Source organism: Providencia sp. PROV150, assembly GCF_028481025.1.
In the GTDB taxonomy this organism is placed as follows: domain Bacteria; phylum Pseudomonadota; class Gammaproteobacteria; order Enterobacterales; family Enterobacteriaceae; genus Providencia; species Providencia hangzhouensis.
Window position 1 is genome coordinate 20,377 of record NZ_JAMPPJ010000017.1, and the last position, 23,478, is coordinate 43,854.

At 40.2% G+C, this 23,478-nt stretch carries 21 protein-coding genes and 4 tRNA genes; 17 read left to right on the forward strand and 8 right to left on the reverse strand.

Annotated elements, in window-relative coordinates:
* Positions 1-9: 9 nt before the first annotated feature.
* The 6 genes from wecG (at position 10) to PSE83_RS13025 (ending at position 3,060) form a co-directional block, all read left to right on the forward strand.
* The gene (gene wecG / locus PSE83_RS13000) at positions 10-777 is read left to right on the forward strand and encodes a lipopolysaccharide N-acetylmannosaminouronosyltransferase (RefSeq protein WP_036958810.1); all 768 of its coding nucleotides are present in this window, start codon (positions 10-12) and stop codon (positions 775-777) included.
* A 289-nt stretch (positions 778-1,066) separates the two neighbouring features.
* Positions 1,067-2,443, forward strand: a complete 1,377-nt coding sequence (gene thrP / locus PSE83_RS13005) for a bifunctional threonine/serine APC transporter ThrP (RefSeq protein ID WP_004906089.1) — start codon at positions 1,067-1,069, stop codon at positions 2,441-2,443.
* Between the two features lie 167 nt (positions 2,444-2,610).
* Positions 2,611-2,687: transfer RNA gene (locus tag PSE83_RS13010), tRNA-Arg, on the forward strand.
* A gap of 79 nt (positions 2,688-2,766) precedes the next feature.
* Positions 2,767-2,842, forward strand: a tRNA-His gene (locus tag PSE83_RS13015).
* A gap of 15 nt (positions 2,843-2,857) precedes the next feature.
* Positions 2,858-2,943 (forward strand) — tRNA-Leu (locus PSE83_RS13020).
* Between the two features lie 40 nt (positions 2,944-2,983).
* Positions 2,984-3,060 (forward strand) — tRNA-Pro (locus tag PSE83_RS13025).
* Positions 3,061-3,866: 806 nt separating this feature from the next.
* Here PSE83_RS13025 and PSE83_RS13030 read toward each other — a convergent pair.
* The 5 genes from PSE83_RS13030 to hemC all read right to left on the reverse strand — a co-directional run bounded on the left by PSE83_RS13030 (position 3,867) and on the right by hemC (position 8,578).
* Entirely contained in the window at positions 3,867-4,094 is a 228-nt protein-coding gene (locus tag PSE83_RS13030) for a hypothetical protein (RefSeq protein WP_004906084.1), read from the reverse strand.
* Positions 4,095-4,413: 319 nt separating this feature from the next.
* Positions 4,414-5,607 (reverse strand): protoheme IX biogenesis protein HemY, encoded by a 1,194-nt coding sequence (gene hemY, locus PSE83_RS13035; RefSeq protein ID WP_110591031.1) that lies wholly within the window; start codon positions 5,605-5,607, stop codon positions 4,414-4,416.
* Positions 5,608-5,609: 2 nt separating this feature from the next.
* Positions 5,610-6,878: a uroporphyrinogen-III C-methyltransferase gene (gene hemX / locus PSE83_RS13040; RefSeq protein WP_004906078.1), complete on the reverse strand. Its 1,269-nt coding sequence runs from the start codon at positions 6,876-6,878 to the stop codon at positions 5,610-5,612.
* Between the two features lie 3 nt (positions 6,879-6,881).
* Positions 6,882-7,637, reverse strand: a complete 756-nt coding sequence (locus PSE83_RS13045; protein WP_004906075.1) for a uroporphyrinogen-III synthase — start codon at positions 7,635-7,637, stop codon at positions 6,882-6,884.
* Positions 7,634-8,578, reverse strand: a complete 945-nt coding sequence (gene hemC, locus PSE83_RS13050) for a hydroxymethylbilane synthase (protein ID WP_004906073.1) — start codon at positions 8,576-8,578, stop codon at positions 7,634-7,636. The genes PSE83_RS13045 and hemC overlap by 4 nt, the downstream gene beginning before the upstream one ends.
* A gap of 592 nt (positions 8,579-9,170) precedes the next feature.
* On the opposite strand from hemC, the gene PSE83_RS13055 reads away from it, so the two are divergent.
* Positions 9,171-11,744, forward strand: a complete 2,574-nt coding sequence (locus tag PSE83_RS13055; RefSeq protein WP_272660903.1) for a class I adenylate cyclase — start codon at positions 9,171-9,173, stop codon at positions 11,742-11,744.
* A 43-nt stretch (positions 11,745-11,787) separates the two neighbouring features.
* Here the strand turns inward: PSE83_RS13055 and cyaY are convergent, their stop codons facing one another.
* The gene (cyaY, locus tag PSE83_RS13060; RefSeq protein ID WP_164565626.1) at positions 11,788-12,105 is read right to left on the reverse strand and encodes an iron donor protein CyaY; all 318 of its coding nucleotides are present in this window, start codon (positions 12,103-12,105) and stop codon (positions 11,788-11,790) included.
* A 235-nt stretch (positions 12,106-12,340) separates the two neighbouring features.
* Here cyaY and lptM point away from each other — a divergent pair, with 235 nt between their 5' ends.
* The 9 genes from lptM to PSE83_RS13105 all read left to right on the forward strand — a co-directional run bounded on the left by lptM (position 12,341) and on the right by PSE83_RS13105 (position 20,908).
* Positions 12,341-12,526 (forward strand): LPS translocon maturation chaperone LptM, encoded by a 186-nt coding sequence (lptM, locus tag PSE83_RS13065; RefSeq protein WP_004906065.1) that lies wholly within the window; start codon positions 12,341-12,343, stop codon positions 12,524-12,526.
* 21 nt (positions 12,527-12,547) lie between these two features.
* Entirely contained in the window at positions 12,548-13,372 is an 825-nt protein-coding gene (dapF, locus tag PSE83_RS13070) for a diaminopimelate epimerase (protein WP_036958806.1), read from the forward strand.
* 24 nt (positions 13,373-13,396) lie between these two features.
* Entirely contained in the window at positions 13,397-14,101 is a 705-nt protein-coding gene (locus PSE83_RS13075) for a DUF484 family protein (RefSeq protein WP_004906061.1), read from the forward strand.
* Positions 14,083-15,012, forward strand: a complete 930-nt coding sequence (xerC, locus tag PSE83_RS13080) for a tyrosine recombinase XerC (protein ID WP_004906060.1) — start codon at positions 14,083-14,085, stop codon at positions 15,010-15,012. Before PSE83_RS13075 ends, xerC begins: the two co-directional genes overlap by 19 nt.
* Positions 15,012-15,728, forward strand: coding sequence for a 5-amino-6-(5-phospho-D-ribitylamino)uracil phosphatase YigB (gene yigB, locus PSE83_RS13085; RefSeq protein WP_004906059.1), 717 nt, complete (start codon positions 15,012-15,014; stop codon positions 15,726-15,728). Before xerC ends, yigB begins: the two co-directional genes overlap by 1 nt.
* A gap of 87 nt (positions 15,729-15,815) precedes the next feature.
* Positions 15,816-17,978, forward strand: a complete 2,163-nt coding sequence (uvrD, locus tag PSE83_RS13090) for a DNA helicase II (RefSeq protein ID WP_036958803.1) — start codon at positions 15,816-15,818, stop codon at positions 17,976-17,978.
* 200 nt (positions 17,979-18,178) lie between these two features.
* On the forward strand, positions 18,179-19,603 hold the full coding sequence (locus tag PSE83_RS13095; protein WP_272660904.1) for a hypothetical protein: 1,425 nt from the start codon (positions 18,179-18,181) through the stop codon (positions 19,601-19,603).
* Between the two features lie 252 nt (positions 19,604-19,855).
* Complete coding sequence (locus tag PSE83_RS13100; RefSeq protein WP_036958800.1) at positions 19,856-20,440, forward strand: 2OG-Fe(II) oxygenase; 585 nt, start codon at positions 19,856-19,858, stop codon at positions 20,438-20,440.
* A 192-nt stretch (positions 20,441-20,632) separates the two neighbouring features.
* Entirely contained in the window at positions 20,633-20,908 is a 276-nt protein-coding gene (locus PSE83_RS13105) for a hypothetical protein (RefSeq protein WP_004906054.1), read from the forward strand.
* Between the two features lie 82 nt (positions 20,909-20,990).
* On the opposite strand, the gene prfH is transcribed toward PSE83_RS13105, so the two are convergent.
* Positions 20,991-21,602 carry a peptide chain release factor H gene (gene prfH / locus PSE83_RS13110; RefSeq protein WP_198633837.1) on the reverse strand — a complete coding sequence of 204 codons (612 nt, stop codon included), beginning with the start codon at positions 21,600-21,602 and terminating at the stop codon, positions 20,991-20,993.
* Positions 21,602-22,735 carry an RNA ligase RtcB family protein gene (locus PSE83_RS13115; RefSeq protein WP_272660905.1) on the reverse strand — a complete coding sequence of 378 codons (1,134 nt, stop codon included), beginning with the start codon at positions 22,733-22,735 and terminating at the stop codon, positions 21,602-21,604. Before PSE83_RS13115 ends, prfH begins: the two co-directional genes overlap by 1 nt.
* 527 nt (positions 22,736-23,262) lie before the next feature.
* Here PSE83_RS13115 and PSE83_RS13120 point away from each other — a divergent pair.
* Positions 23,263-23,406 carry a Hok/Gef family protein gene (locus tag PSE83_RS13120; protein ID WP_112308132.1) on the forward strand — a complete coding sequence of 48 codons (144 nt, stop codon included), beginning with the start codon at positions 23,263-23,265 and terminating at the stop codon, positions 23,404-23,406.
* Positions 23,407-23,478: the final 72 nt, after the last annotated feature.

A 23,478-nucleotide genomic window follows, 5' to 3' on the forward strand; every position in this document is an offset into this window, starting at 1 on the left:
AGGAGTATCATGGAATCGTCATCAACTCAGTCTTCATCCGTTACACAGCCATCTATTCCACAATATAGTATTCGTGGTCATAATATTTGGGGCTTTAAAAATATGGCCCATTTTTTAGACTACTTATTTGCTGGTGGGGAAACGAAAACGGGAACACTCGTTGCGATTAATGCAGAAAAAGTGATGATCGCTGAACAAGATACGGCTTTAAATACGTTACTAGGCCAAGCCGAATATTTATATGCTGACGGAATTAGTATTGTCCGTGCTATTCGTCGTAAATACCCCCAAGCTGAAGTTTCCCGCGTGGCTGGTGCTGACTTGTGGGAAGGGTTAATGGAACGGGCCGGTAAAGAAGGTACGCCAGTTTTCCTAGTGGGTGGCAAACCAGAAATTCTAGAGCAAACTGAAAGCAAGCTACGCTCGCAGTGGAATGTGAACATTGTAGGTTCGCAAAACGGCTATTTTACTGCTGAAGAGCGAAGTGCATTGTTCGAACGCATTCGTGCAAGTGGTGCAAAAATTGTCACTGTTGCGATGGGGTCCCCGAAACAAGAAATTTTTATGCGAGATTGCCGAAGTGTGTACCCAGATGCCTTATATATGGGCGTTGGGGGGACTTATGATGTGTTTACAGGGCATGTAAAACGTGCACCGAAAGTTTGGCAAAACTTAGGGTTGGAATGGTTGTATCGCTTACTATCTCAGCCTTCCCGTATTACTCGTCAGTTTAAATTACTGAAATTTTTAGGTTACTATTACGGCGGTAAGCTGTAATTTTTATAGTGATTTGATTTTTATCGTTATTATCGATGTATTTTACTGGCCGCAAGTAGGCCTAATCCCTTGCTTGCGGTCTGAATTCTCCGAATGACTGGTCTCTTTCTTCAAATATTTCTATAATCCCTCAAAAATAATCATATTCGCACCAGTTTGTGCTTAATCTTGCGGCTATGGCATTTTTTTAATCGCCTAATTGATGCTTTTCAAATAATTGCAGTGATTATTACTAACTGAGTTTCAATTAAAACTGCATTTTAAATATCTAATTTTGACAGGGGTATGTATGGGAAATCCACAGCAAGGGCTTCAACGTGGGTTAGAAGCACGGCATATCGAGCTGATTGCGCTCGGTGGGACTATTGGCGTTGGGTTATTTATGGGGTCGGCCAGTACACTAAAATGGGCTGGGCCTTCTGTCTTACTGGCTTATATCATCGCAGGAATTTTTGTTTTCTTCATTATGCGTTCAATGGGGGAAATGCTATTTCTTGAGCCTGTAACCGGTTCTTTTGCTTCGTTTGGTTATAAATACTTAAGTCCGTTTTGGGGATGTCTCACTGCGTGGGGCTACTGGTTTATGTGGGTGGCCGTTGGTATCTCAGAGATCACTGCCATTGGCGTATATGCTGAATATTGGTTCCCTGACGTGCCTCAATGGATTTTTGCCATTATTGCCGTGGTATTAGTCGCATTAGCTAACCTAGCTGCTGTTCGGCTGTATGGAGAGCTTGAGTTCTGGTTTGCCATGATCAAAGTGACCACGATTGTAGTGATGATTTTAATTGGTTTAGGGCTGATTTTTTTTGGCCTTGGTAATAATTTTGAACCGATTGGGCTAGCAAACCTCACTGAACATGGTGGTTTCTTTGCAGGGGGTTGGAAAGGTTTCTTATTTGCGTTGTGTATCGTTGTGGCCTCTTATCAAGGGGTTGAATTAGTTGGGATCACGGCAGGTGAAGCGAAAAATCCTCAAGTTACATTAAAAAAAGCGATCAATAATATTTTATGGCGCATATTAATTTTTTATGTGGGTGCTATTTTTATTGTTGTGACACTCTTTCCGTGGACGGAAGTGGGTTCACAAGGTAGCCCATTTGTTCTTACGTTTGCGAAAGTGGGGATTGTGTCCGCAGCCGCTGTAATTAACTTTGTGGTGTTAACTGCGGCGTTATCTGGTTGCAATAGTGGCATGTATAGTGGTGGGCGAATGCTATATGCCTTAGCGCAAAATAAGCAATTACCTAAGTCATTATTGAAATTAACGAAAAATGGCGTACCAGCACGTTGCGTTGGCTTTACTATTCTCTGTTTAGTGGCGGGTTCTAGCTTGAATTACATCATACCGAATCCAGAAAAAGTCTTTGTGTATGTCTATAGTGCGAGTGTGTTACCAGGTATGGTGCCTTGGTTAGTGCTATTGACCAGCCAAATCCGTTTTCGCCAACAAAACAAAGAAAAGCTTATTGGGCATCCATTCAAATCGATCCTTTTTCCATGGGTTAACTATGCGACCTTATTATTTTTAGCCTGCGTATTGGTTGGGATGGCGATTAACCCAGATACCCGTTTATCTTTAATCGTTGGCGCCATCTTTTTAGGGGGCGTTTCACTGCTCTATTTCATTATTCGCCTGTTCAATAGCCGCAATGCAAAAGTTTAGTGGTAGTGCTTCGACGGATTTTTATTAGTCGTACAGTGAAAAAGAGGGTAAATATGCTCTCTTTCTCAGCGAAATGGATAAAAGGCAAGCAATCGATATTTTTATTTCAAAAAGGACTAGACAGCGGGAGGATAAATCCGTACTATCCTCTCCCGCAACGGCGTTAAGCGCCCGTAGCTCAGCTGGATAGAGCGCTGCCCTCCGGAGGCAGAGGTCTCAGGTTCGAATCCTGTCGGGCGCACCAGTTTTAGCGCTTCGCTACGGTTGGCAAAATGACGTTGTATGTAGTAATATAGCAACGCTTTGAAAAAAGTGAAGTTATGGTGGCTATAGCTCAGTTGGTAGAGCCCTGGATTGTGATTCCAGTTGTCGTGGGTTCGAGTCCCATTAGCCACCCCATTTTTTTGTGACATTGCGAGGGTGGCGGAATTGGTAGACGCGCTAGCTTCAGGTGTTAGTGTCCTATGGACGTGGGGGTTCAAGTCCCCCCTTTCGCACCACGAAGAAATGTAATAGGTATTAATCAGTACTACAAAATTTCGGCGAGTAGCGCAGCTTGGTAGCGCAACTGGTTTGGGACCAGTGGGTCGGAGGTTCGAATCCTCTCTCGCCGACCAATTTAAAGAAACCCGTCTTAACCGACGGGTTTTTTGCTTTTTATGCTTTATAATAATCACACTTCAACCCATCGCATTGTTGTCTGCGTTAGTCTCCTAGAATCACATATTTGTGCATACTCATCAGTATATCTTCACTTGTCGCCTAGCTATAACCTGAATTATTTAAAGTCTACTTAGAGCTGCTTCTTCAATAATGACTAGCTATGGTTAATTGCTTGTTTTTATTTGTAATTTAGCAGGTTAACTAGCCTGTGTCGTAAAATAGATACAATTCATTATATTGATGTCGCCAAAAGGAGACATTTTACTTGTTGATTTATAAAGAAATATAAATAACTGTTTTATGCTGTCTCTAAACTGCGACAAAATAGCAAGATAAGATACAGGCACCACATTAGTGAATTCTTTAATGTTAGGGGGATTTCTTTCCAAGAAGGAAAATTATGTGTAAAACCGAGAGATGAGAGCGAAGCCAAAAGAGTAAACTTAAAAAAAACTCGGTTTAAAAAAGTTGGCATGCATTGTGCATTATTTTATATGTAGATGCTCATCTCACTTCTTATGACAGCGAAGCTTCATAAACCCAGAGATGACGCAAAGCCGATTATCGGTGCCTATTGTCCAACTTAGATGATCAAGAGCTCATCCTCTTACCATCAACGAACGGGCGAAACGTTGAGTGAGGCACCATCCGTCTGTAGACCTGATTGTATTTTACACCTGCCTTGTGCAGGTGTTTTTTTGTTTATGTAAAAAGCCAAGCCCCTTAGAAAATGACTAAGAGGCTGAAAATAAGATAGGTATTAGCTTCTACCTTTACTAAACCACTTACTGAACCAGCGAGTAATATAGGTATAGCAGAGGATAATGAATGTAATAATGAAAATGTCTTTACTAAGATCTTCGGTATTAAAACCAATAATCATAATAAAAACAAAAGGTGATAATACTAACAGCAGAAGATCAAAGAATATTTGTAAACGGTTTGGGGTTGCAATAATCCAGCGCCAAATAGTTTTAATGACATTCATATCGATATCCCTAATTCATTCAAAGCAAAGATGTATATAAAGCTTTATACACTATGTGTTTATTTTATAACATAGCCAAGTGTGTTTTGCTGATCCTTAAATAACGATTATTGATTAAACATTGAGTTATTGATCTGTAATGTTACCAATCATGAACCTCATATTCTCCTTTTACGATGATTTAATACGACTAACGCAATGTATTTAAATTCTTTTCTGCGTTTTGATTGGGGAAGCTAGGCTTAGTGGCAGTTAAGTTTATGAATAAAAAAACTCCACTAAAAGGTGTGGAGTTTTTAGAAAAGGATAAGCAAGAATATTAGTTTCGTTCTTGTTTTAATGAATGGTTTAATGCATCTTGGCGAATTTTTGCCGCATCACTAGATTTATGTTGCCTGTCAAACGCATCGGCTAACCATGATGCATCCTGAACATCAAAACGTTGTGCTAAAGCGGCCTTAAAGTAGGTCTCTGCTTTGTCCCATTGGGCATGCTGTAGCGATAAAACACCTAATGTACTGTTGAGTAACGGGGTGGCACCGTTTTGCTTTTGCAGATGTAAAAGGGTTTTTTCGATAACTTCAGGGCGTTCACTATTCAGTTTTGGCACTAGCAGGAGTAAGCGTTCATCATATTGCTGTTTTAAACCATCAATAATCATTTTTTCTGCACTTGCAGTATCACCACATTCAATTAAATGTTCTGCTAAGAAAGCTTGCAATGCGGTTTCATGACGAACTCGGCGAGGTTGTGCTTTCCACCAAGCTTTTAGCCCATCGCTACCCCCTTCAGCCATATATTGGTTCATCAACCCTTTGTAAGCCTTTAATTTCAATGCATCGAGCTCATCTTCATTGTGTAACTGTACTTTAGCCATAACAGGAAGTAATTCAATCAGTGACTGATAGGCGCCCGAACGTAAATAAGCTTGTTCCGCAAGACGCAATACTTCAGGGTGTCTTGGGGCTTTGTCGAGAAGTTTATCAATACCATTGCGAGCAGCATGGACTTCTCCTTCCGCTAATTGGATACGGACACGGCTGATATCAACAGGAAGCTGGTCACTCCCTGCGGCTTCGGCGGCTCTATCCAAGTATTGGTGAGTGCGATATTCATCACCACGCTGTTGAGCAGCTTCGGCTGCCATGAGGTAGTTAATGACCGGTTGTTGAGAAAAATCAGCATGTTTGCTCATTAATTTTTCAACTTGCTCGAAATCACCTTCTGCTAATTTCAGTAGCGCTTTTTGTGTTTGAGTATGCGCTTTGTGGTATTTACGACCACTTACCCAACCTCGGGTACGTGATGTCGTGCTGATAAAACGGCGGTAGCACCAACCAAGGAATAACAGCACAAACTGGAGCAAGATAAAGCCCAAAACGAGGCTGGTTACACTGGTCGTAATGTCATAATTATCTGTACGGATAAAAACATAACCTTGGTGACCCGCTAATAATGGGCCTAAGATTATCCCTGCAATAAGTACTATAAATAGGATCAGGACTTTTATCATAATTACCCCCTATTGCCAGCAGGCTCTGCTGATTCAGAAGGGTGTGAATTGTCAGCTGACTCTGCTTTTTGCGTATCCGTGGCAGGAACAGCGGCATCTGCTGCGGCTTCTGTTGGCGCTTCAGTCGCATCCGCTGCGGCATCAACGGCACCATCGCTAACTTTTGTATTGTCGGATGACTGAGAAAGTAAGCTACGAACCCGTGTTTGCATGATTTTTTCTAGCTTTTCTTGGCTTTCCAAGGTATCAGGCATGTCAATATCAATCGGCTGATTGATTAGGTCGTCAATGGTTGATAGGAATGCTTTGGTTTCAGGCGCCTCAGTATCAAAATAGGCTCTTACCCAAGTCGATGCCTGCTCTAATGACTGTTTGTAGGTGGCTTCTTGATAACGTGGTACGGCTTGCGCTGCAATTAATAGCTGAGAGCGAATGTTTTCACGTAGGTAAATGTCTTGATTTGGTGCAAGGAGAGGGGCTTCTGAGCCATCACGAGCTCGTACTGTGACAAAGTCATTTGCAAAACTTTTCCAGCTACGCGCCAAATTTTGTTTCCAATCCGAAATATCATCGCTAACGTCAGCGTTATCTTCAGCTTTCGCATCTCCACTGTTTAAATCCGCTAAACGTAAGTTATCGACTTCATTGCTTAGCTGGTTTAAACGTAAAATAATGCCGTCATAGTCAACTTGGTTGATTGCGGCTAATTTAGCCATATCACTGTTAATTGATTTACGAATGTCGAGTAGGCTTGGGTCATTCATTTCTGCCAAGCTTGAGTCAGCGCTTTTTAGCAGAACGGCCGCGGTTACTGGGTCGCGATCATTCCACAGCTTTCTTCCCGCCATTTTGACCATAAAGTCAGCTTGTGCAAGTAGCCAACTTTTAACATCAGCGCTAGATAACGCAGTAACGTGCGCTTGCAGCTCTTGCATGCGGCGGTTGAGATTCTCTTCATATTCACGAGAATGGCTTTTTATTTCAGCATTAGCCGCAATTAATGCATCTAACCGCTGCCTGTCTGAGTTTTGTTGTTCGATTAAATCACTTAATTTTTGTTTTAATTCATTGTTTTCATTGACTAAGGTGGCATTACTTTGTTGAGTGAAATAGTACAGCCCACCGCCAATAGCGATGATAATAGCGATAGCAATTACACCGCCTATCAGACCAGAACGTTTTTGTTCCGAAGAAGGTTTAGTTTTTGGGCGCTGTTGTTCTGCACCAGCTTCTGGGGTAACCGTCTCGGTTGTTTTATCGTGTTCCGTCATAAATTAGCATCCCATATCGATTGAAATTAATGCTTCTAATAAAGCATTATTATCTGCGCTATTAGCTACACAGACCTTTTGCCATCCGCCTCTGCGGGCTTGGTCTGCAATCCGTTCACTGACGACAAGTAGGCGGCGGGAAAACCACCAAGTTTGGTATTCTTCAGTGATTAATTCTTCTAACAAGGCTAACATTTGACCACTCGTGATCACAACATCTGTAATACCGGTTTGAAACCACTGCTGATTGAACAGAGCTTTATCATAATCAACCGGGTACCTTGTATAACATTCACAATAACTGACTTGCGCACCTCGAGCCCGTAATGTTGAGGCGAGAAGCTCTCGCCCGCCATTTCCACGTAATAACAGGGCGTTTTTCCCTTCGAGAAATTGAAGCTCAGGGTGTGTCAGTAGTATTTCACTGGTTTCGCCTTGTTCAGCCCAACGTATGTCTTTTCCGGTTACTTGCTGAAAATATTGCCCTGTAGAGCGGCCAATTCCGTAGTAAGATAACTTATCTGACCAGCTACGCCCCATTTGTTCAAGTGTTAAATTTGCATATTCGACTGCATTTTTAGATAAAAGAAAGACTAAATCATTCGCAGTAAGGCTATCAAGTTGAGGAATAAGGGTATTTAATTCAGCACCGGGCCCTATGCGAATTAAAGGAGAGGCGAAGGCTTCCCCCCCTTTGGTGGTGATTGCCGTGATCAGCTCTGAACATGCGAGCTCAGGGCGAGTGACAAGCACTTTCATGCAGGCGGGTTTCCTTGATAGACATCCGCCAAAATTTCCCTTGCACCGCGTTCAAGTAATTCTTCAGCCAATGATACCCCTGCTTGGTTAGCTTCACTTGGTGAAACTCGTCGTTCTCCACGAATAATCACACTACCGTCTGGCGCTCCAACCAAGGCGCGTAGCCATATTTTGTCATCTTGCCAAATAGCATAACTGCCAATGGGAACTTGGCAACCACCTTCAAGGCGCATATTCATTGCTCGTTCAGCCAGAACACAGGTCGATGTTGCGTCATTATTTAGTTTCGCGAGTAACTCACGGGTTTTACTATCATTTAAACGGCATTCGATGCCGACAGCACCTTGGCCAACGGCAGGCAAGCATTGTTCAGGGGCAAGGGCGGTTTTAATTCGAGTTTCTAACCCCAAACGTTTTAACCCTGCAACGGCCAAAATAATGGCGTCATATTCACCGTTATCTAGTTTTGATAAGCGTGTTCCGACATTGCCGCGTAAGTCACGAATGACTAAATCAGGGCGGAGCTCCCTTAATTGGCATTGACGACGCAAACTCGATGTTCCGACAATACTGCCTTCCGGTAGTGCCTCAAGATTATCATAGTGGTTTGAGACAAAGGCATCTCGAGGGTCTTCACGTTCACAAATCGTGACTAATCCTAAGCCTTCAGGAAATTCAACAGGGACATCTTTCATCGAATGAACGGCAATGTCTGCGCGCCCTTCTAATAAGGCAAGTTCTAATTCTTTGACGAATAACCCTTTCCCGCCAACTTTCGCGAGAGGTGTATCAAGGATGATGTCGCCTTTTGTCACCATAGGCACGAGTTCAACCAGCAAACCTGGGTGAAGTTGCTCTAATTTGTCTTTGACAAAGTGCGCTTGCCATAGGGCTAAAGGGCTTTTGCGCGTTGCAATACGCACGATATTTGTTGATGTCATTTTACTGTTTTCTCTGGCGAAAAATGCCGCAGATTAACCATACAATTGGCCTTAGTTTTAACATGTTAAGGATATTTTTTCCAGTTAGGCGCAAAACCACTCTCTGAATTGTTGATAACTGATTTACTTTTTCTTCCATGATGCAAGAACGCGATTCAAAATGAGATGACCTAGAATAGCTATTAAGCAATTTCTTTAGCTTATCGTGCTATCTTTCGTGTAAAACACTCTGCGGTTTGTATTAATTCGTGTTGAAGCGAGTAAGCGCAGACACTGTGCGTATTGTACTTAATATCGTTTGATTTTGCTGTTTTACTAAACAATTGGGTAAAAAGAAATTATTCCATTGAAAAACAAGGGATATTTTATAGATTAAAAAATAAAAAGCCTTTTTATACAATATGTTGAAAAGCATTTTGTATCAAAAATAAGCGTATAAAATTATGTGATCTACTTTACCCTTTTGATGCAAGGTGTTAAATTGATCACGTTTCCGACAATCCATTTGAAAATTATTTTAAATCTATCTCTATCTGTTGGGTGCTGGGAAATTCTCAGGTTTGTAATACTTTCATTCAATCAGGCGTAACCTTTGTATCTCTATATTGAAACCTTAAAACAAAGACTGGATGCGATAAACCAATTACGGTTAGAACGTGCAACAGCTTCTATGAGTGAAACCTTCTCGAAGGTTTATAGCTTGCTGCCTGTCTTGTTTCATTATCATCATCCAATGATGCCTGGTTTTATTGAAGGTAATGTCCCCCATGGTGTCTGTTTTTTCTCTCCTGATACAGAGCAAAAAAAATGGTTGGCACCTTTCGAACGTTTTTTACCCACGATTGAAACCGAAGCGAATGGCGAATTACCTATTACGGGTATTTATTCGATGGGAAGCACTTCATCTGTTGGGCAAAGTCAGTGTTCAGATATTGACGTTTGGGTTTGCCATCCTTCTTGGTTGGACCACGAAGAAAAACGTTTTTTGCAAAAGAAGTGTACCTTAATTGAGCAGTGGGCTGCGTCTTTGGGGATTGATGTCACTGTTTTTTTAATCGATGAAAATCGTTTTCGCCATCATGCTAGTGGGCATATTGGTGGGGAAAACTGTGGTTCAACGCAACATATCTTATTGTTAGATGAATTTTATCGAACAGCTGTACGTATGGCGGGTAAACGTTTGCTGTGGACTATGGTGCCAGTTGAAGAAGAGCAGCATTACGATGAATATGTTATGGGGTTATATGCACAAGGCGTGCTAACACCGAATGAATGGCTTGATTTAGGTGGTTTAAGTGAGCTTTCTGCGGCGGAATACTTCGGTGCAAGTCTATGGCAGCTATACAAAAGTGTTGATTCCCCCTATAAAGCCGTATTGAAGAGTATTTTACTGGAATCCTATTCATGGGATTACCCTAACGGTAAGTTATTAGCGATGGAGTTTAAGCGTCATTTACATGCAGGCGAAATTGTGTGTTATGGCTTGGACTCATACTGTTTGATGTTAGAGCGTGTGACACGTTACCTGACTGAAATTAATGATCTAACTCGTCTTGACCTTATCCGCCGTTGTTTCTACCTAAAAGTGTGTGAAAAACTATCTGAAAAAGAGGATAACGCATGCTCAGGCTGGCGCCGTGATGTGTTGTCTCAATTGGTTGAGTCATGGGGGTGGGGAGCAGAACGTTTGTCTATTCTCGACACACGTAATCAATGGAAAATTGAGCGTGTCCGTGAGGCACACAACGAGTTACTTGATACGATGATGCAAAGTTATCGTAATCTCATTCGCTTTGCGCGTAGAAATAATTTAAGTGTTAGTGCAAGCCCACAAGATATTGGGGTACTAACCCGTAAATTATATGCGGCTTTCGAGGCGCTCCCTGGTAAGGTGACATTAGTTAATCCACAAATTTCACCTGATTTGAGCGAAGCCCATCTCACCTTTATTTATGTACCCGAGGGGAGAGCTAACCGTAGTGGTTGGTATTTGTATAACCAAGCGCCAAATATTGAGGCCATTATTGGTCATCAACCTCTTGAATATAATCGCTATTTAAATAAATTAGTGGCATGGGCATATTTTAACGGCCTGTTGACTGAGAATACTCAGGTTTATATGCATAACGGGAAGTCTCAGTGTGATGAACGAAAGCTGCTTGAGTTGATGCATGATGTATCAAGCCATTTCCCTATCAGGTTACCCGCTCCAACGCCAAAAGCGCTTTATAGCCCTTGTGAAATCCGCCATCTTGCAATCATTGTTAACTTAGAAAAAGACCCAACACAGGTATATTCTGAGCAAGTCGTTCATGTTGATTTTAGAAAACTGGATATTTTCAGTTTTGGAGAATCACAACGGTGTCTGATTGGTAGTATTGATTTGTTGTATCGTAATTCGTGGAATGAGGTAAGAACGTTACATTTCAGCGGAGAACAATGCATGTTAGAAGCACTTAAGACCATTTTAGGGAAAATGCATCAAGATGCATCACCTCCTGAAGCGGTTGAAGTGTTTTGTTATAGTGAGCACTTACGCGGGCTGATTCGTACCCGTGTACAACAGCTGGTATCTGAATGTGTAGAACTGCGTTTATCAAGCAACCGAAATGACCCTGGGCGTTTTAAAGCATTACGTATTGCCGGGCAGACGTGGGGTTTATTCTTTGAGCGCCTAAATGTATCTGTGCAAAAACTTGAAAATGCCGTTGAGTTCTATGGGGCTATCTCCCATAACAAACTACATGGCTGGCCAGTTAAACTTCAGGCGAAGGGTGATAACCATTTACCTGCCGTTGTCGATGGTTATGCAAGTGAAGGGATTGTACAGTTTTTCTTTGAAAATACCGCAGATAACACGGGTTTTAATATTTACGTTTTAGATGAAGCAAATCGGGTTGAAATTTATTCCCACTGTGAAGGGTCAAAAGAAGACCTCGTCCGTGACGTGAGTAAATTCTATTCTTCTTCCCACGACCGGTTTACCTATGGTGCAAACTTTATCAATTTCAATTTACCGCAGTTTTACCAAATCATTAATCAAGATGGTAAAAACCAAGTTGTTGCATTTTCTGGTGCGACATGGCCATTTACGGCAGAAGATGATGACGTTGGGTATGAAAGGCAATCTAGCCAACCACAGCACCCACAAGCACATTATTATTGATGGTAGGCAGTTTTGCGCTGCCCACCGTATAAATTCGTAAAGCTTAGAACGAAAAGGGCTCTTGGCTTTGAAAAGCAATTGCCTCGGCTAGTTTAGTTTTGAATTCATGCCCTGAACGGTCACAAACCCAATTACCTTGTTTATAATCATAATGGTACCCACCCTGTTTAGTTGCTAACCATATTTGGTGGAATGCCTCTTGTTTGTTAATAATAATTTTACTGCCATCTTCAAAGCTAAGAGTCATCACACCACCATTGATTTCACAATCAATATCGGCATCACCCTCATAATTATCTAAATGCTCCTCGATGGTGCTCAGTAGCGTTTCTGCTAGCTGATGAAATTTGCTGTCATTCACGATTAATTTCCTGTTTGCTCACAATGGTTTAATTGAAATTATTATTGTTAATTGAAATTATAGGAGGGAACCTGCATTGGGGTCAATCTCAGCATACCCGCTAAAAATTTCAGACTAAATTTAGCCTAAAGTATATAATATCAACATGCTGGATAAACAGGCGTGATTTGCGAGGCCACTCCTGTTATTGTGTAAAATATCAGATGTCAAAAGTGAGTATTACGGGCGAAAAAGAATGAAAAAAAGTTTAATTGGGCTTAGTGCACTAGTTGTTTTATTTACCCTTTCTGGCTGTGGCTTAAAAGGCCCGTTGTATTTTCCGCCGGAAGAAACTGCAGCTCCGGCTAAGGCATCTGATGTGCAACCTACCGCACAAGACAGTACTGCCAAAGAGCCTGCTCAAACAACAAATAATCAGTAAGCCACCTCTATGGAGCGTGAAATGCAATTTTCTAAAATGCATGGCTTAGGCAATGACTTCATGGTTGTCGATGGCGTTACACAAAATGTATATTTTTCGCCTGAATTGATTTGTCGATTAGCGGATAGACACACAGGGGTTGGGTTCGATCAACTACTATTAGTTGAAGCCCCTTATGACCCTGACCTTGATTTTCATTATCGTATTTTTAATGCGGATGGCAGTGAAGTCGCTCAATGTGGTAATGGAGCCCGCTGTTTTGCTCGTTTTGTTAGGCTCAAAGGCTTAACGAATAAGCAAAAAATTAAAGTCAGCACTCAGTCGGGGCGTATGACATTAACCATAAATGAGAATGATGGTGTCTGCGTTAATATGGGCGAACCTGATTTTGAACCACAGAGAGTGCCATTTCGTGCAGTTAAAGAAGAAAAGACCTATATTATTCGAGCACAAGAACGTACAGTGCTGTGTGGGGTTGTCTCAATGGGTAACCCGCATTGTGTCATTCAAGTTGAAAGTATTCATACGGCAGAAGTCGAAGTTTTAGGCCCCGCTTTAGAAAATCATGAGCGTTTTCCAGAACGTGCCAATATTGGCTTTATGGAAATTATCAGTGCTGACCATATTCGCTTGCGCGTTTATGAACGTGGAGCTGGGGAAACTCAGGCGTGTGGTAGCGGAGCATGCGCAGCTGTCGCGGTTGGGATTACTCAAGGGCTACTGGCGAAGCGGGTTAAAGTCGATTTGCCGGGGGGCTCATTAGATATTTCTTGGGAAGGTCCTGGGTCGCCTCTTTATATGACAGGTCCTGCAACGCATGTTTATGATGGAGTCATTCAACTCTAATTTTGAATAGCCGAAGAGGAAAAAATGGATAAAACCAAAAAAGCACAGGAAATGGTTCATCAAATTGATGAGCTTGATGTCGTGCGCTATTTAACGGAAAACCCTTATTTTTTTCTTCGTAATGCACAGCTGTTGGAGCAACTAAAAGTCCCACATGTTGTGCGGGAAGCGATTTCATTGCCTGAGTTAGTCATGAGCCGTCAACGGTTGAAAATCAAAGAGCTCGAACAAGATATTCGGTTTATGGTTGAGCAAGCTCATGAAAATGTAGAGCTTTTTGATGAGTTGTTAGTGTTGGTGATTGAAATGTCATCAGCAGAAAGTTTACAGCAAATGCTGTTAGCGCTAAACCGTTGGGCAAAAAAACTGGGTTTATCCGGTGCTCAGGTACGCTTGTTTAGTGACAGTTGGCATTTGTCTGCACCTTTGGATGCACATCAATTAGTTATCTCGCGTCGTGTTTTTGAACCCGTGAGGATTCAACGCTTTGGTGATAAGCGAAACTACCTCGGCCGGTTAAATGGCCCTGAAATCCAACTACTTTTACCTGATGCGTTAAATGTTGGCTCAGTCGCCATTTCATTGTTTGGTCATCATGGTGAATCAGGTATGGTCATTTTTACTAGCCGTGATCGTGAACATTATCAACATGGTATGGGAACGGTCATGTTGGAGAAAGTCGCTCAAATTCTACCGAGGTTATTATGCCAATGGATAGAACGCCTGTAAAAAACCAGCCGGAAGGGCTGATGAGCCAAATTGAGGCCTTTCTGTATTATCTGCGTGTTGAACGCCGGCTAAGTCCGGTTACTATTACTAACTATCGTCGCCAACTGAGCGTTATTGTGGAGATGTTAGCCTTATTAAATATCCACGAATGGCAAAAAGTAGATGCGACGATTGTGCGCAACATTGCGGCTAAAAGTCGCAAATCGGGTTTACAAGCAGCAAGTATGGCGTTGCGGTTATCATCGCTGCGTAGTTTTTTTGATTGGATGGTACAGCAGGGGGAATTACCCGCAAACCCCGCAAAAGCAATCCATGCCCCTAAATCCAAAAAGCGCCTTCCTAAGAATATGGATGTGGATGAAGTCTCCCAACTTTTGAACATGGATAGTGGCGACCCTCTTGTTGTACGTGACCGAACGATGCTTGAAGTGATGTATGGCGCGGGGTTACGCTTATCTGAACTAGTCGGGCTAGATGTTCGCCATCTTGATTTAAATACGGGCGAAGTGTGGGTAATGGGGAAAGGGAGTAAAGAGCGCAGAGTGCCAATGGGTAAAACTGCGGTGAGTTGGCTACAACGTTGGCTTGAGATGCGAGAGCTCTATGACCCTGAAGATGACGCCGTTTTTATTTCAACCCAAAGCGGTAAACGTATTTCGAATCGGAACGTACAGAAACGTTTTGAGCAATGGGGAATAAAACAAGGGGTTAATAGCCACATTAATCCCCATAAATTACGCCACTCTTTTGCGACACATATCCTTGAATCAAGTGGGAATTTACGTGGAGTGCAAGAACTTCTTGGGCATGCAAATTTATCGACAACACAAATCTATACGCACCTTGATTTTCAGCACTTAGCAAACGTTTATGATGTGGCTCATCCGAGAGCAAAGAGGGAGAAACCTTAATGCATTTTTACCGTCCGTTATCACCCATTCTGGCGATCACGTTTGATTTGGATGACACGCTTTACGATAACCACCCAGTTATTGATAAAACGGAAGAAGAAGTTTTACGTTTTGTTCGTGAATATGATCCGCGCTTTAATCATTTTAGTAATGAAGATCTTTATGCTTTTCGCCGTCTTGTTGAAGAACAAGAGCCTGATATTTATCATGATATATCACGTTGGCGTTGGCTCTCTTCCAAAATGATGCTTTGCCATTATGGTTACTCGAAAGAAGCGGCACAAAAAGGGGCGGATGACATCATGGCGCATTTCACATATTGGCGAAATAGAATCGATGTCCCGAAATCCACCCATGAAACATTGTGCCAACTTGCAGAAAAAGTTCCGTTGGTGGCGATTACTAATGGTAACGCAGAGCCGGAAGCATGTGGGTTAGGCCAATATTTTCAATTTGTATTGAAAGCGGGGCCTGATGGGCGCTCAAAGCCATTTTGTGATATGTATCGTTTAGCAGCAAAGCGACTTGAAATTGAGCCACAATTTATTCTTCATGTCGGGGACAACCTGTTAACTGATGTTGAAGGTGCAATTAACAGCGGTATGCAAGCTTGCTGGATAAACACAGAACAAAAAACACTGATGGAAGAGAAAGAGGGGCGTTTATTACCGCATGTGGAAATTTCGCGGTTGGATTCTCTCTTATCATTGGTATAATTATTTCCTGTATAAAAATACAGTGGCAATAGCCATTGTTAATAACCTCACAGTGGTATTAACCACTGTTTTGCTTTGATGGTAACTATGGACGTCTCTTATCTGCTTGAAGGCCTTAATGACAAACAGCGCGAAGCGGTTGCCGCCCCGCGTACCAATTTACTTGTCCTTGCGGGGGCAGGTAGTGGTAAAACTCGGGTGCTAGTGCATCGAATTGCATGGCTGATGTCTGTGGAAAATGCTTCCCCATTTTCAATTATGGCAGTGACGTTCACGAACAAAGCGGCAGCAGAAATGCGCCATAGAATCAATCAATTGATTGGTACTAGTGAAGGCGGTATGTGGATAGGAACATTCCATGGCTTAGCGCATCGTTTATTACGCCAACATTATATGGATGCCAATTTACCGCAGGATTTTCAAATTCTCGATAGTGATGACCAATACCGTTTAATTCGTCGCTTACTTAAGGCGATGAATTTAGATGAAAAACAATGGCCACCACGTCAGGGTATGTGGTACATCAACGGTAAAAAAGATGAGGGTTTGCGTCCTCAGCACATTGAAGCTTACGGAAACCCAGTCGAAGCCACATGGCTAAAAGTATACCAAGCTTACCAAGAGGCCTGTGATAGAGCCGGACTGGTGGATTTTGCTGAGCTACTATTACGTGCCCATGAACTGTGGTTAAACAAGCCCCATGTACTACAGCATTATCGTGAGCGTTTTACGAATATTCTCGTCGATGAATTCCAAGATACCAATAATATCCAATATGCATGGATCCGTGTACTCGCAGGGGAAACTGGCAAAGTCATGATTGTTGGTGATGATGACCAGTCAATCTATGGTTGGCGTGGGGCTCAAGTAGAAAATATCCAGCGTTTTCTCAATGATTTTCCTGGTGCAGAAACTATCCGCCTTGAGCAAAATTATCGCTCGACGAATAATATATTAAAAGCGGCGAACGCATTGATCGCGAATAACAGTGACCGCTTAGGGAAAAATTTATGGACAGAAGGCGGAGATGGTGAACCCATTTCCCTTTACTGCGCTTTTAATGAGTTAGATGAAGCACGTTATGTGGTTGGGCGCATTAAACAATGGCATGAAAATGGTGGAGCCCTACAAGATTGTGCCATGCTGTACCGGAGTAATGCACAGTCTCGTGTATTAGAAGAGGCGCTCATCCAAGGTGCTATGCCATATCGTATTTATGGTGGGCAACGTTTCTTTGAACGCCAAGAGATTAAAGATGCACTTTCTTATTTAAGATTAATAGCAAATCGTAATGATGATGCTTCCTTCGAGCGGGTGGTCAATACACCAACACGTGGCATCGGAGATAGAACATTAGATACTGTTCGCCAAACTGCACGGGATCAACAACTAACATTATGGGAAAGTTGTGAGTACTTACTTCGCGAGCAGGTGTTGGGAGGTAGGGCAGCCGCTGCAATCGAGCGTTTCTTAGAATTAGTCGATGCATTAGCTAAAGAAACCCAAGACATGCCATTACACGTCCAAGCTGATCGAGTCATTAACGACTCAGGCCTACGAGCGATGTATGAGCAAGAAAAAGGCGAAAAAGCACAGGCTCGAATTGAAAACTTGGAAGAGTTAGTCAATGCAACCCGTGATTTCAGCTATCAAGACGAAGACCAAGACTTAATGCCATTGCAGGCTTTTCTTTCTCATGCAGCATTGGAAGCAGGAGATGGACAAGCGGATGTTAGTCAAGATGCCGTTCAATTGATGACTTTGCATTCGGCTAAAGGCCTGGAGTTTCCAGTTGTATTCATTGTGGGAATGGAAGAAGGTATGTTCCCAAGCCAAATGTCGATGGATGAAAGTGGTCGTCTTGAAGAAGAACGTCGCCTTGCTTATGTCGGTATTACCCGAGCAATGGAAAAACTGACTATCACCTACGCTGAAAGTCGTCGTTTATATGGCAAAGAAGTTTATCACAGGCCTTCTCGTTTTATCGGTGAGCTACCAACCGAGTGTGTTGAAGAAGTTCGTTTGCGAGCGCAGGTTTCAAGACCAGTTAGCCATCAACGCCTTGGTACCCCAATTAGCCAAAATGATTCGGGTTATGCATTAGGGCAGCGTGTAGTTCATCCTAAATTTGGAGAAGGCACGATTATTAACCTTGAAGGTAGTGGTGAACACTGTCGTTTACAAATCGCTTTCCAAGGCCAAGGAATTAAATGGCTGGTGGCTTCATATGCGAAGCTTGAGAAACTGTAATAGACAAGTATAAATAAAGTAGAAATCTGAATAATATTTCTACTTTATTTATTTAAATGAAATATAGGTTTAAAATAATTATAATTTGTTTTTATTATACAAATAATAAATTAGTCACTCCTTTGTCTTTAATATAATATAAAAACGCAATATAGATATCAAATTATGTTTTTAATTATATGAAAATCAAAGGGATTAATATGGAAATTGATTTTAATTTAAATATTTATGATTTTAAAAAAATAGACTCGTTAATTTTTTCTGCTGAAAATCGTTTAAATAAAATTAAGAAACTGAAGTCTTCATTAGTAATGAAAATTCAAGATGAATATGGTTATGAATATTTATCTGAAAAAACAAATATAAATAGTGAAGTGACCGCTAAAATAGATGAGGTGAATAAAGCTATTAAATTTTTTGAAGGTAATTTACTAGCAATGAAAAATCTTGCTAGCAAATATAACAAGGAAAATATCGGTAATGAGATTTTATATTTTGAGGCTAGTAAGTTTTCTAAGTATAAAATAGAGTTGGAAATAAATAAGCAAAATAAAAATATTGGTGGTGACCATAAACTACTAGAAAGTATTTTTGTAATCAAAAAAATCCCTCATGAGACAAAAGAGGGTATGTTAAATAATGAAAAATCTACTTTAGTAAAGATAAATAATGAAATAACCCATCTAAATACTTCGTTTAATAAAGTTAAAACAGGTATTGTATCTATCTCAATAAATTATCATAACGCTAAGCTAAAATCATTGAAAAACAGAGCATCTAATTTATTAGAAGATGAACGAAAAATTGATTTACAGTTAGATAACATAGAAATTGAGACAATAAAAAATAAAAAAGAGATAGATGATGAAATTGAAAAATTTGTTTCGTCTATAAATGATTTGAAATCTCGTTCAGTACAGCTATTAAATAAAGGAAGAGCTTGGGGCTCCAGTTCGGTTGTTACTGATAAATATAGCCAAAAACAGATAGATGATTCGATGAGAATGTTAGAGGAAAAAATTCATAAAAATGTAAAAGTATTTGATGAACAATTAAATGTGTTTAAAGGCCTAAGTGAGTTGAACGAACATAAAACTAATTCAGAAATAGAAGAAATAAGGTCATTACGTAGAAATATTTCATTGTATAGAGTAGAAAGCCCTAGCATAGCAAAAGATAAGCATGTATTAAATGAGTTAAGTAGGATAAGTGAACTACAGGAATCAAATTTACTAAAAGTATTAGACGAATTAAATCAATATATTGATAAGCTAAATATTGAAATGGAAAAACAAGGCGAATTAGAAGTAAATTCAGGGCCTTTTAAAAATCATCTATCTTTAAATATTAAAAGATATAATGAAGAAATGCATAGCATTAAAGAAACTATCAAAGATGTTGAACTTCACTGGTCAATTCGTTCTCAAAAAATGATTGAAAATCAAGATGGTAATACATTAGTTCAACCCGTAATTCAAAGCGAATTAATTTCAGAACGAATTACGGCTTTCCAATCGGCGGAAGAGGGGAATAGTGAAGTAAATAAAAACCTAGGGCAGGTAAGTCTTCTTAACCCAGTGGCACGTTGTTCTTGTGGTGGTATTGGAAGAACTGCATTCTGCTAAGTCAATCAATCGTTTAATTTGATTTTATAGTAAGCACTCAATATGGATGGAGTGCTTTTTTACTATGGAATGAGTATGTTATTTATGTAATTTTGAATCTCTTTTCTAGTTTACTCTATGATAACTATCACTATCTTTTTAGTGATTGACTTTGATATGCCGTATCAATCATTAGGATTTAAGTTTTTAATTTTAAAACTATATCTCAATGAAGTATAAAATATTACCTAATTAACTTTTCTAAGACTCATCATGTCAATGGATAAACTTATTGATTCACTTTCCTCACAAGGTTGGTATGTGTGGGACGATTTCATGAGCCTGCAACATATACAAACCATCAAAAATAGTATCCCAGATACCCTACAGGATGCACGTATTGGGCGCGGCGATACCTTACAAGGAAATAAAAGTATTCGTGCTGATCAAACTGTTTGGCTAGAACCTGAAATGGGGGAGCCTATCGTTAATTATCTCGATAAAATGGAGCAGGTTAGGCAAGAGCTTAACTGCCAGCTTTATCTTGGTCTGCGTGATTTTGAAACGCATTTCTGCCGTTATCCTAATGGTGGGTTTTATAAAAAGCATCTTGATAACCCAAGAGGACAAGGGCGTCGCAAGGTAACCACTGTTTTATATATGAATGAAGCATGGCAAGCTGGAGATGGAGGTGAACTTGTTGTCTATGATAAAGAAATCAATCAATTGTTTGAATTAGAACCGCTTGCAGGTCGAATGATTTTTTTTATGTCTGAAGAATTTCCACATGAAGTGTTACCTACTCAACAAAAAAGAGAAAGTATTGCTGGCTGGTTTTTAACAGAAAAAATACTCTAATCCGTTCAGGCTATTACCACCTCTTATTGAGGTGGCTGATAGATATTCTTCCATATTTATAATATCTAATTAATACTATATTATTTTCTTTAAAATTTAAGATTAACTTTATTCAATTTATCTTGTTTTAATTGGTTATATCAGTCATTTTAATTTTTTATTTTTCAATGTACACATAAAAGGAGTTTATAGATGAACAGCGTTGATAAATTTGGTTATGGTGACAAGCAGATTCAACAAGGAATGAGTATCATGGAATATGAAAAACAATTAGAAACAGCATTTAATAGCTTAATGAATAAAAATAAAGGCGATATTGTACCTATTAATTATGATATTGATCATTCGTCACTAATACAGACAACAAATTGTTTTTCTTCACAAAAAGAATATAGTTTTATCATTGAGCCAAATTATTATATTGCTGAATGTCAATTTAATAATTCAATGTGTTATTTAGTGAATTAAGCATTGTCTGGGTAGTAAAGCACAAAACAGTAAGGTAGATATCTTAAATTATATACCACCTCTTATCTGAGGTGGTATTGTTTTATTTTAAACGTTTAAATTCATTTCCTGAAAAAGTCATTACAGCGTTTCCTCTTTCAATTTGATAATGGGAATGATGACGTTGTTTATCCAGTTCATTAAGTTGCTGCGATTGATGTTCATTCAATTTCCATTGAATTAACTGTTTCGCAAGCTTTTTGTTAGCGTGCTGGCTGCGTTCAGATTGCACTTTGACAGTGATACCCGTAGCGACATGTTTTGCTCTAACCGCAGACGAGGTTTTATTAACGTGCTGCCCTCCAGCCCCCTGTGCTTTAGTAAATTCAAACTCAATTTCACTCTCTTCAATTGGTTTAATGGGAGAGAAACGGGTGACACTCAAAAACCAATTTTTACGTTTATGTCGTGGCCTAATTTGGCTTTGGCACTGCCATTGAATAGTGCCAGTCCATTTTTGGGATAGTATTTCTGCATTCTCACCTTCCAATGAAATTAAGGCAGATTTTAGTCCATAGCGTGATGGGAAAAACTCAAGTGTATCGGCAATGACTGAAAGTTTTTTAGCCTCTTGGAAAAAACAAGTAAGTGCTTTTTCCACCGCTATGCAACATTCTTCAGGCCCCTGCGCAGAGGAAAACTGTAATAATATCATTAGCAATCTCCACTGGTTTTATAGGTTATAACAGGTTTAAGGCGTGCAACAACTTGGATGATGCCAATATTCACCATGCTTTCAATTACAGTATCAATAGATTTATAAGATTGAGGGGCTTCTTCGTAAATCAATTGTTTGTTTGCGCAGATAACACGGCTACCTAATACCGTCCTTGATAATTGAGTCGGTGTATATTTATGTGATAAACGCCCTTTACACTCAGCCCGCATCCACTTCCGTCCAGCTCCATGAGCAAGAGAATTCAGACAAACTTCACTTGGTTGTGGAGAAACGAGATAACTGTAATCACCTCGAGAACCAGGGATAACGACTAGCCCGCGATCTGATGGTGTCGCTCCTTTTCGATGTATCCACCCTTCAATACCATTGATTTTACAGGATTCAACTAGGTTATGATTAAGGTCGAGTACGAGTTTACCCTTTGACTTTACTTGTTGCAGCATACGTAAACCGATCATTTGTCGATTTAGTTGTGCAAAATCCAATGCATTCTGATGTGCTTCCAGATAATCTTTTGCATCTTGAGTATTGTCTATAAGCCCATCATGACTATATTTTTCTACATGCTGGCGAAGGATTGATTGGCCTAAACCTCGAGAACCACTGTGAACTAACAACAGCAATTGTTGTTTGTTTAAACCACTTTCCTTGAACCATTCAGGGTTTAATATTTCATCGATAGCTTGAAATTCTGCAAAATGATTTCCGCCACCAATAGAACTTAATGATGACATAAAGTCATGTGATTGCATGTTATTTGGAACATGCTCTTCAAGCCATGACAAAGGCGCATGATCTGACATTTCAGAAAGTTGTTTTTCGAGTTTATCGAGGTTAACTTTCGATTTTTTAATATCAGTTTGGAACAGCGCCATTCCACAACCGATGTCATTACCAACTAGCGCAGGATAAAAGCGTTTGGTTGAGAAAAATGCCGCGCCAATCGGGTATCCTCGACCTGGATGAAGATCAGGCATGCCGACAACAGATACCATATCAGGTAAGCTTGCAGTTGTTTGTAATTGTTGGATTGCTTTACTTTCAATCCATGTTGATTCTGTGGCGATATAGCTAACTTGCTGATCCACAGTATGTAAGGTATTGCCCATAAGCTATTAACTCATTTTTAATTGAAAAATAAGGTGAATTAGCAGGCAAAATTAAGAAAATAGATTAACTAACGAGAGTGGCTATTTCTGAGTGTGCCCGCAAAGAGTTTGATTAATTGTTGTCATGGTAAACCTCCTTGCAGTTAGTAGATGAATATAAAACGCTGCGGATACTAACGGTAACTTTTTTCTTTTGCAAGGGCTATTTTAAAGATAGTCGATTTTTAGCCTTTTTCTGAAATCAATATATAAAATCAATATATAAATTAATTAATATTATACAAACTAATAATTAGATAATTAAATTTATATTTTTATTTATTCCAATGGAATTGAGCGTGAGTGAAATATAAAAATTTGCTATCATTTGGGCGGGTGCTTGAGCCTTTCTGGTTCAAGCTTATTATGTTGGATAAAATGTTTGGATTAGAAATGGAAAAGCCCCGTTAGTTATTATTAACCAACGAGGCCCAAACCTAACCCGACAGTTAGGATTGTGCCTCTTAACCATTAAGAGGTCAAGGGAAATGAGCAAGTTCGCAGTGATTGCGTTTGTTTCAGCGTGTATTACCGTTTTTAGTATTTCAGTACTAATGCGAGACAGACTTTGTCTAATTGTCATTAGTCATGGAAATACAGTTGTTCAAACAACGTTTTCTTACGAAGAGTAATGTTGCTTTACGAGGGAGCGTATTCCCTCGTAATTTCCCGATTTAATTGTGTGTATTCAGGTTTGGAATTAA

Bases quoted from the DNA above. Each gene is read 5' to 3' on its own strand.
- wecG (WP_036958810.1), top strand. From the start codon at position 10: ATGGAATCGTCATCAACTCAGTCTTCATCCGTTACACAGCCATCTATT.
- thrP (WP_004906089.1), top strand. From the start codon at position 1,067: ATGGGAAATCCACAGCAAGGGCTTCAACGTGGGTTAGAAGCACGGCAT.
- PSE83_RS13030 (WP_004906084.1), bottom strand. From the start codon at position 4,094: ATGAATGTCATTAAAACTATTTGGCGCTGGATTATTGCAACCCCAAAC.
- hemY (WP_110591031.1), bottom strand. From the start codon at position 5,607: ATGATAAAAGTCCTGATCCTATTTATAGTACTTATTGCAGGGATAATC.
- hemX (WP_004906078.1), bottom strand. From the start codon at position 6,878: ATGACGGAACACGATAAAACAACCGAGACGGTTACCCCAGAAGCTGGT.
- PSE83_RS13045 (WP_004906075.1), bottom strand. From the start codon at position 7,637: ATGAAAGTGCTTGTCACTCGCCCTGAGCTCGCATGTTCAGAGCTGATC.
- hemC (WP_004906073.1), bottom strand. From the start codon at position 8,578: ATGACATCAACAAATATCGTGCGTATTGCAACGCGCAAAAGCCCTTTA.
- lptM (WP_004906065.1), top strand. From the start codon at position 12,341: ATGAAAAAAAGTTTAATTGGGCTTAGTGCACTAGTTGTTTTATTTACC.
- dapF (WP_036958806.1), top strand. From the start codon at position 12,548: ATGCAATTTTCTAAAATGCATGGCTTAGGCAATGACTTCATGGTTGTC.
- PSE83_RS13075 (WP_004906061.1), top strand. From the start codon at position 13,397: ATGGATAAAACCAAAAAAGCACAGGAAATGGTTCATCAAATTGATGAG.
- xerC (WP_004906060.1), top strand. From the start codon at position 14,083: ATGGATAGAACGCCTGTAAAAAACCAGCCGGAAGGGCTGATGAGCCAA.
- yigB (WP_004906059.1), top strand. From the start codon at position 15,012: ATGCATTTTTACCGTCCGTTATCACCCATTCTGGCGATCACGTTTGAT.
- uvrD (WP_036958803.1), top strand. From the start codon at position 15,816: ATGGACGTCTCTTATCTGCTTGAAGGCCTTAATGACAAACAGCGCGAA.
- PSE83_RS13095 (WP_272660904.1), top strand. From the start codon at position 18,179: ATGGAAATTGATTTTAATTTAAATATTTATGATTTTAAAAAAATAGAC.
- PSE83_RS13100 (WP_036958800.1), top strand. From the start codon at position 19,856: ATGTCAATGGATAAACTTATTGATTCACTTTCCTCACAAGGTTGGTAT.
- PSE83_RS13105 (WP_004906054.1), top strand. From the start codon at position 20,633: ATGAACAGCGTTGATAAATTTGGTTATGGTGACAAGCAGATTCAACAA.
- prfH (WP_198633837.1), bottom strand. From the start codon at position 21,602: ATGATATTATTACAGTTTTCCTCTGCGCAGGGGCCTGAAGAATGTTGC.
- PSE83_RS13115 (WP_272660905.1), bottom strand. From the start codon at position 22,735: ATGGGCAATACCTTACATACTGTGGATCAGCAAGTTAGCTATATCGCC.
- PSE83_RS13120 (WP_112308132.1), top strand. From the start codon at position 23,263: ATGAGCAAGTTCGCAGTGATTGCGTTTGTTTCAGCGTGTATTACCGTT.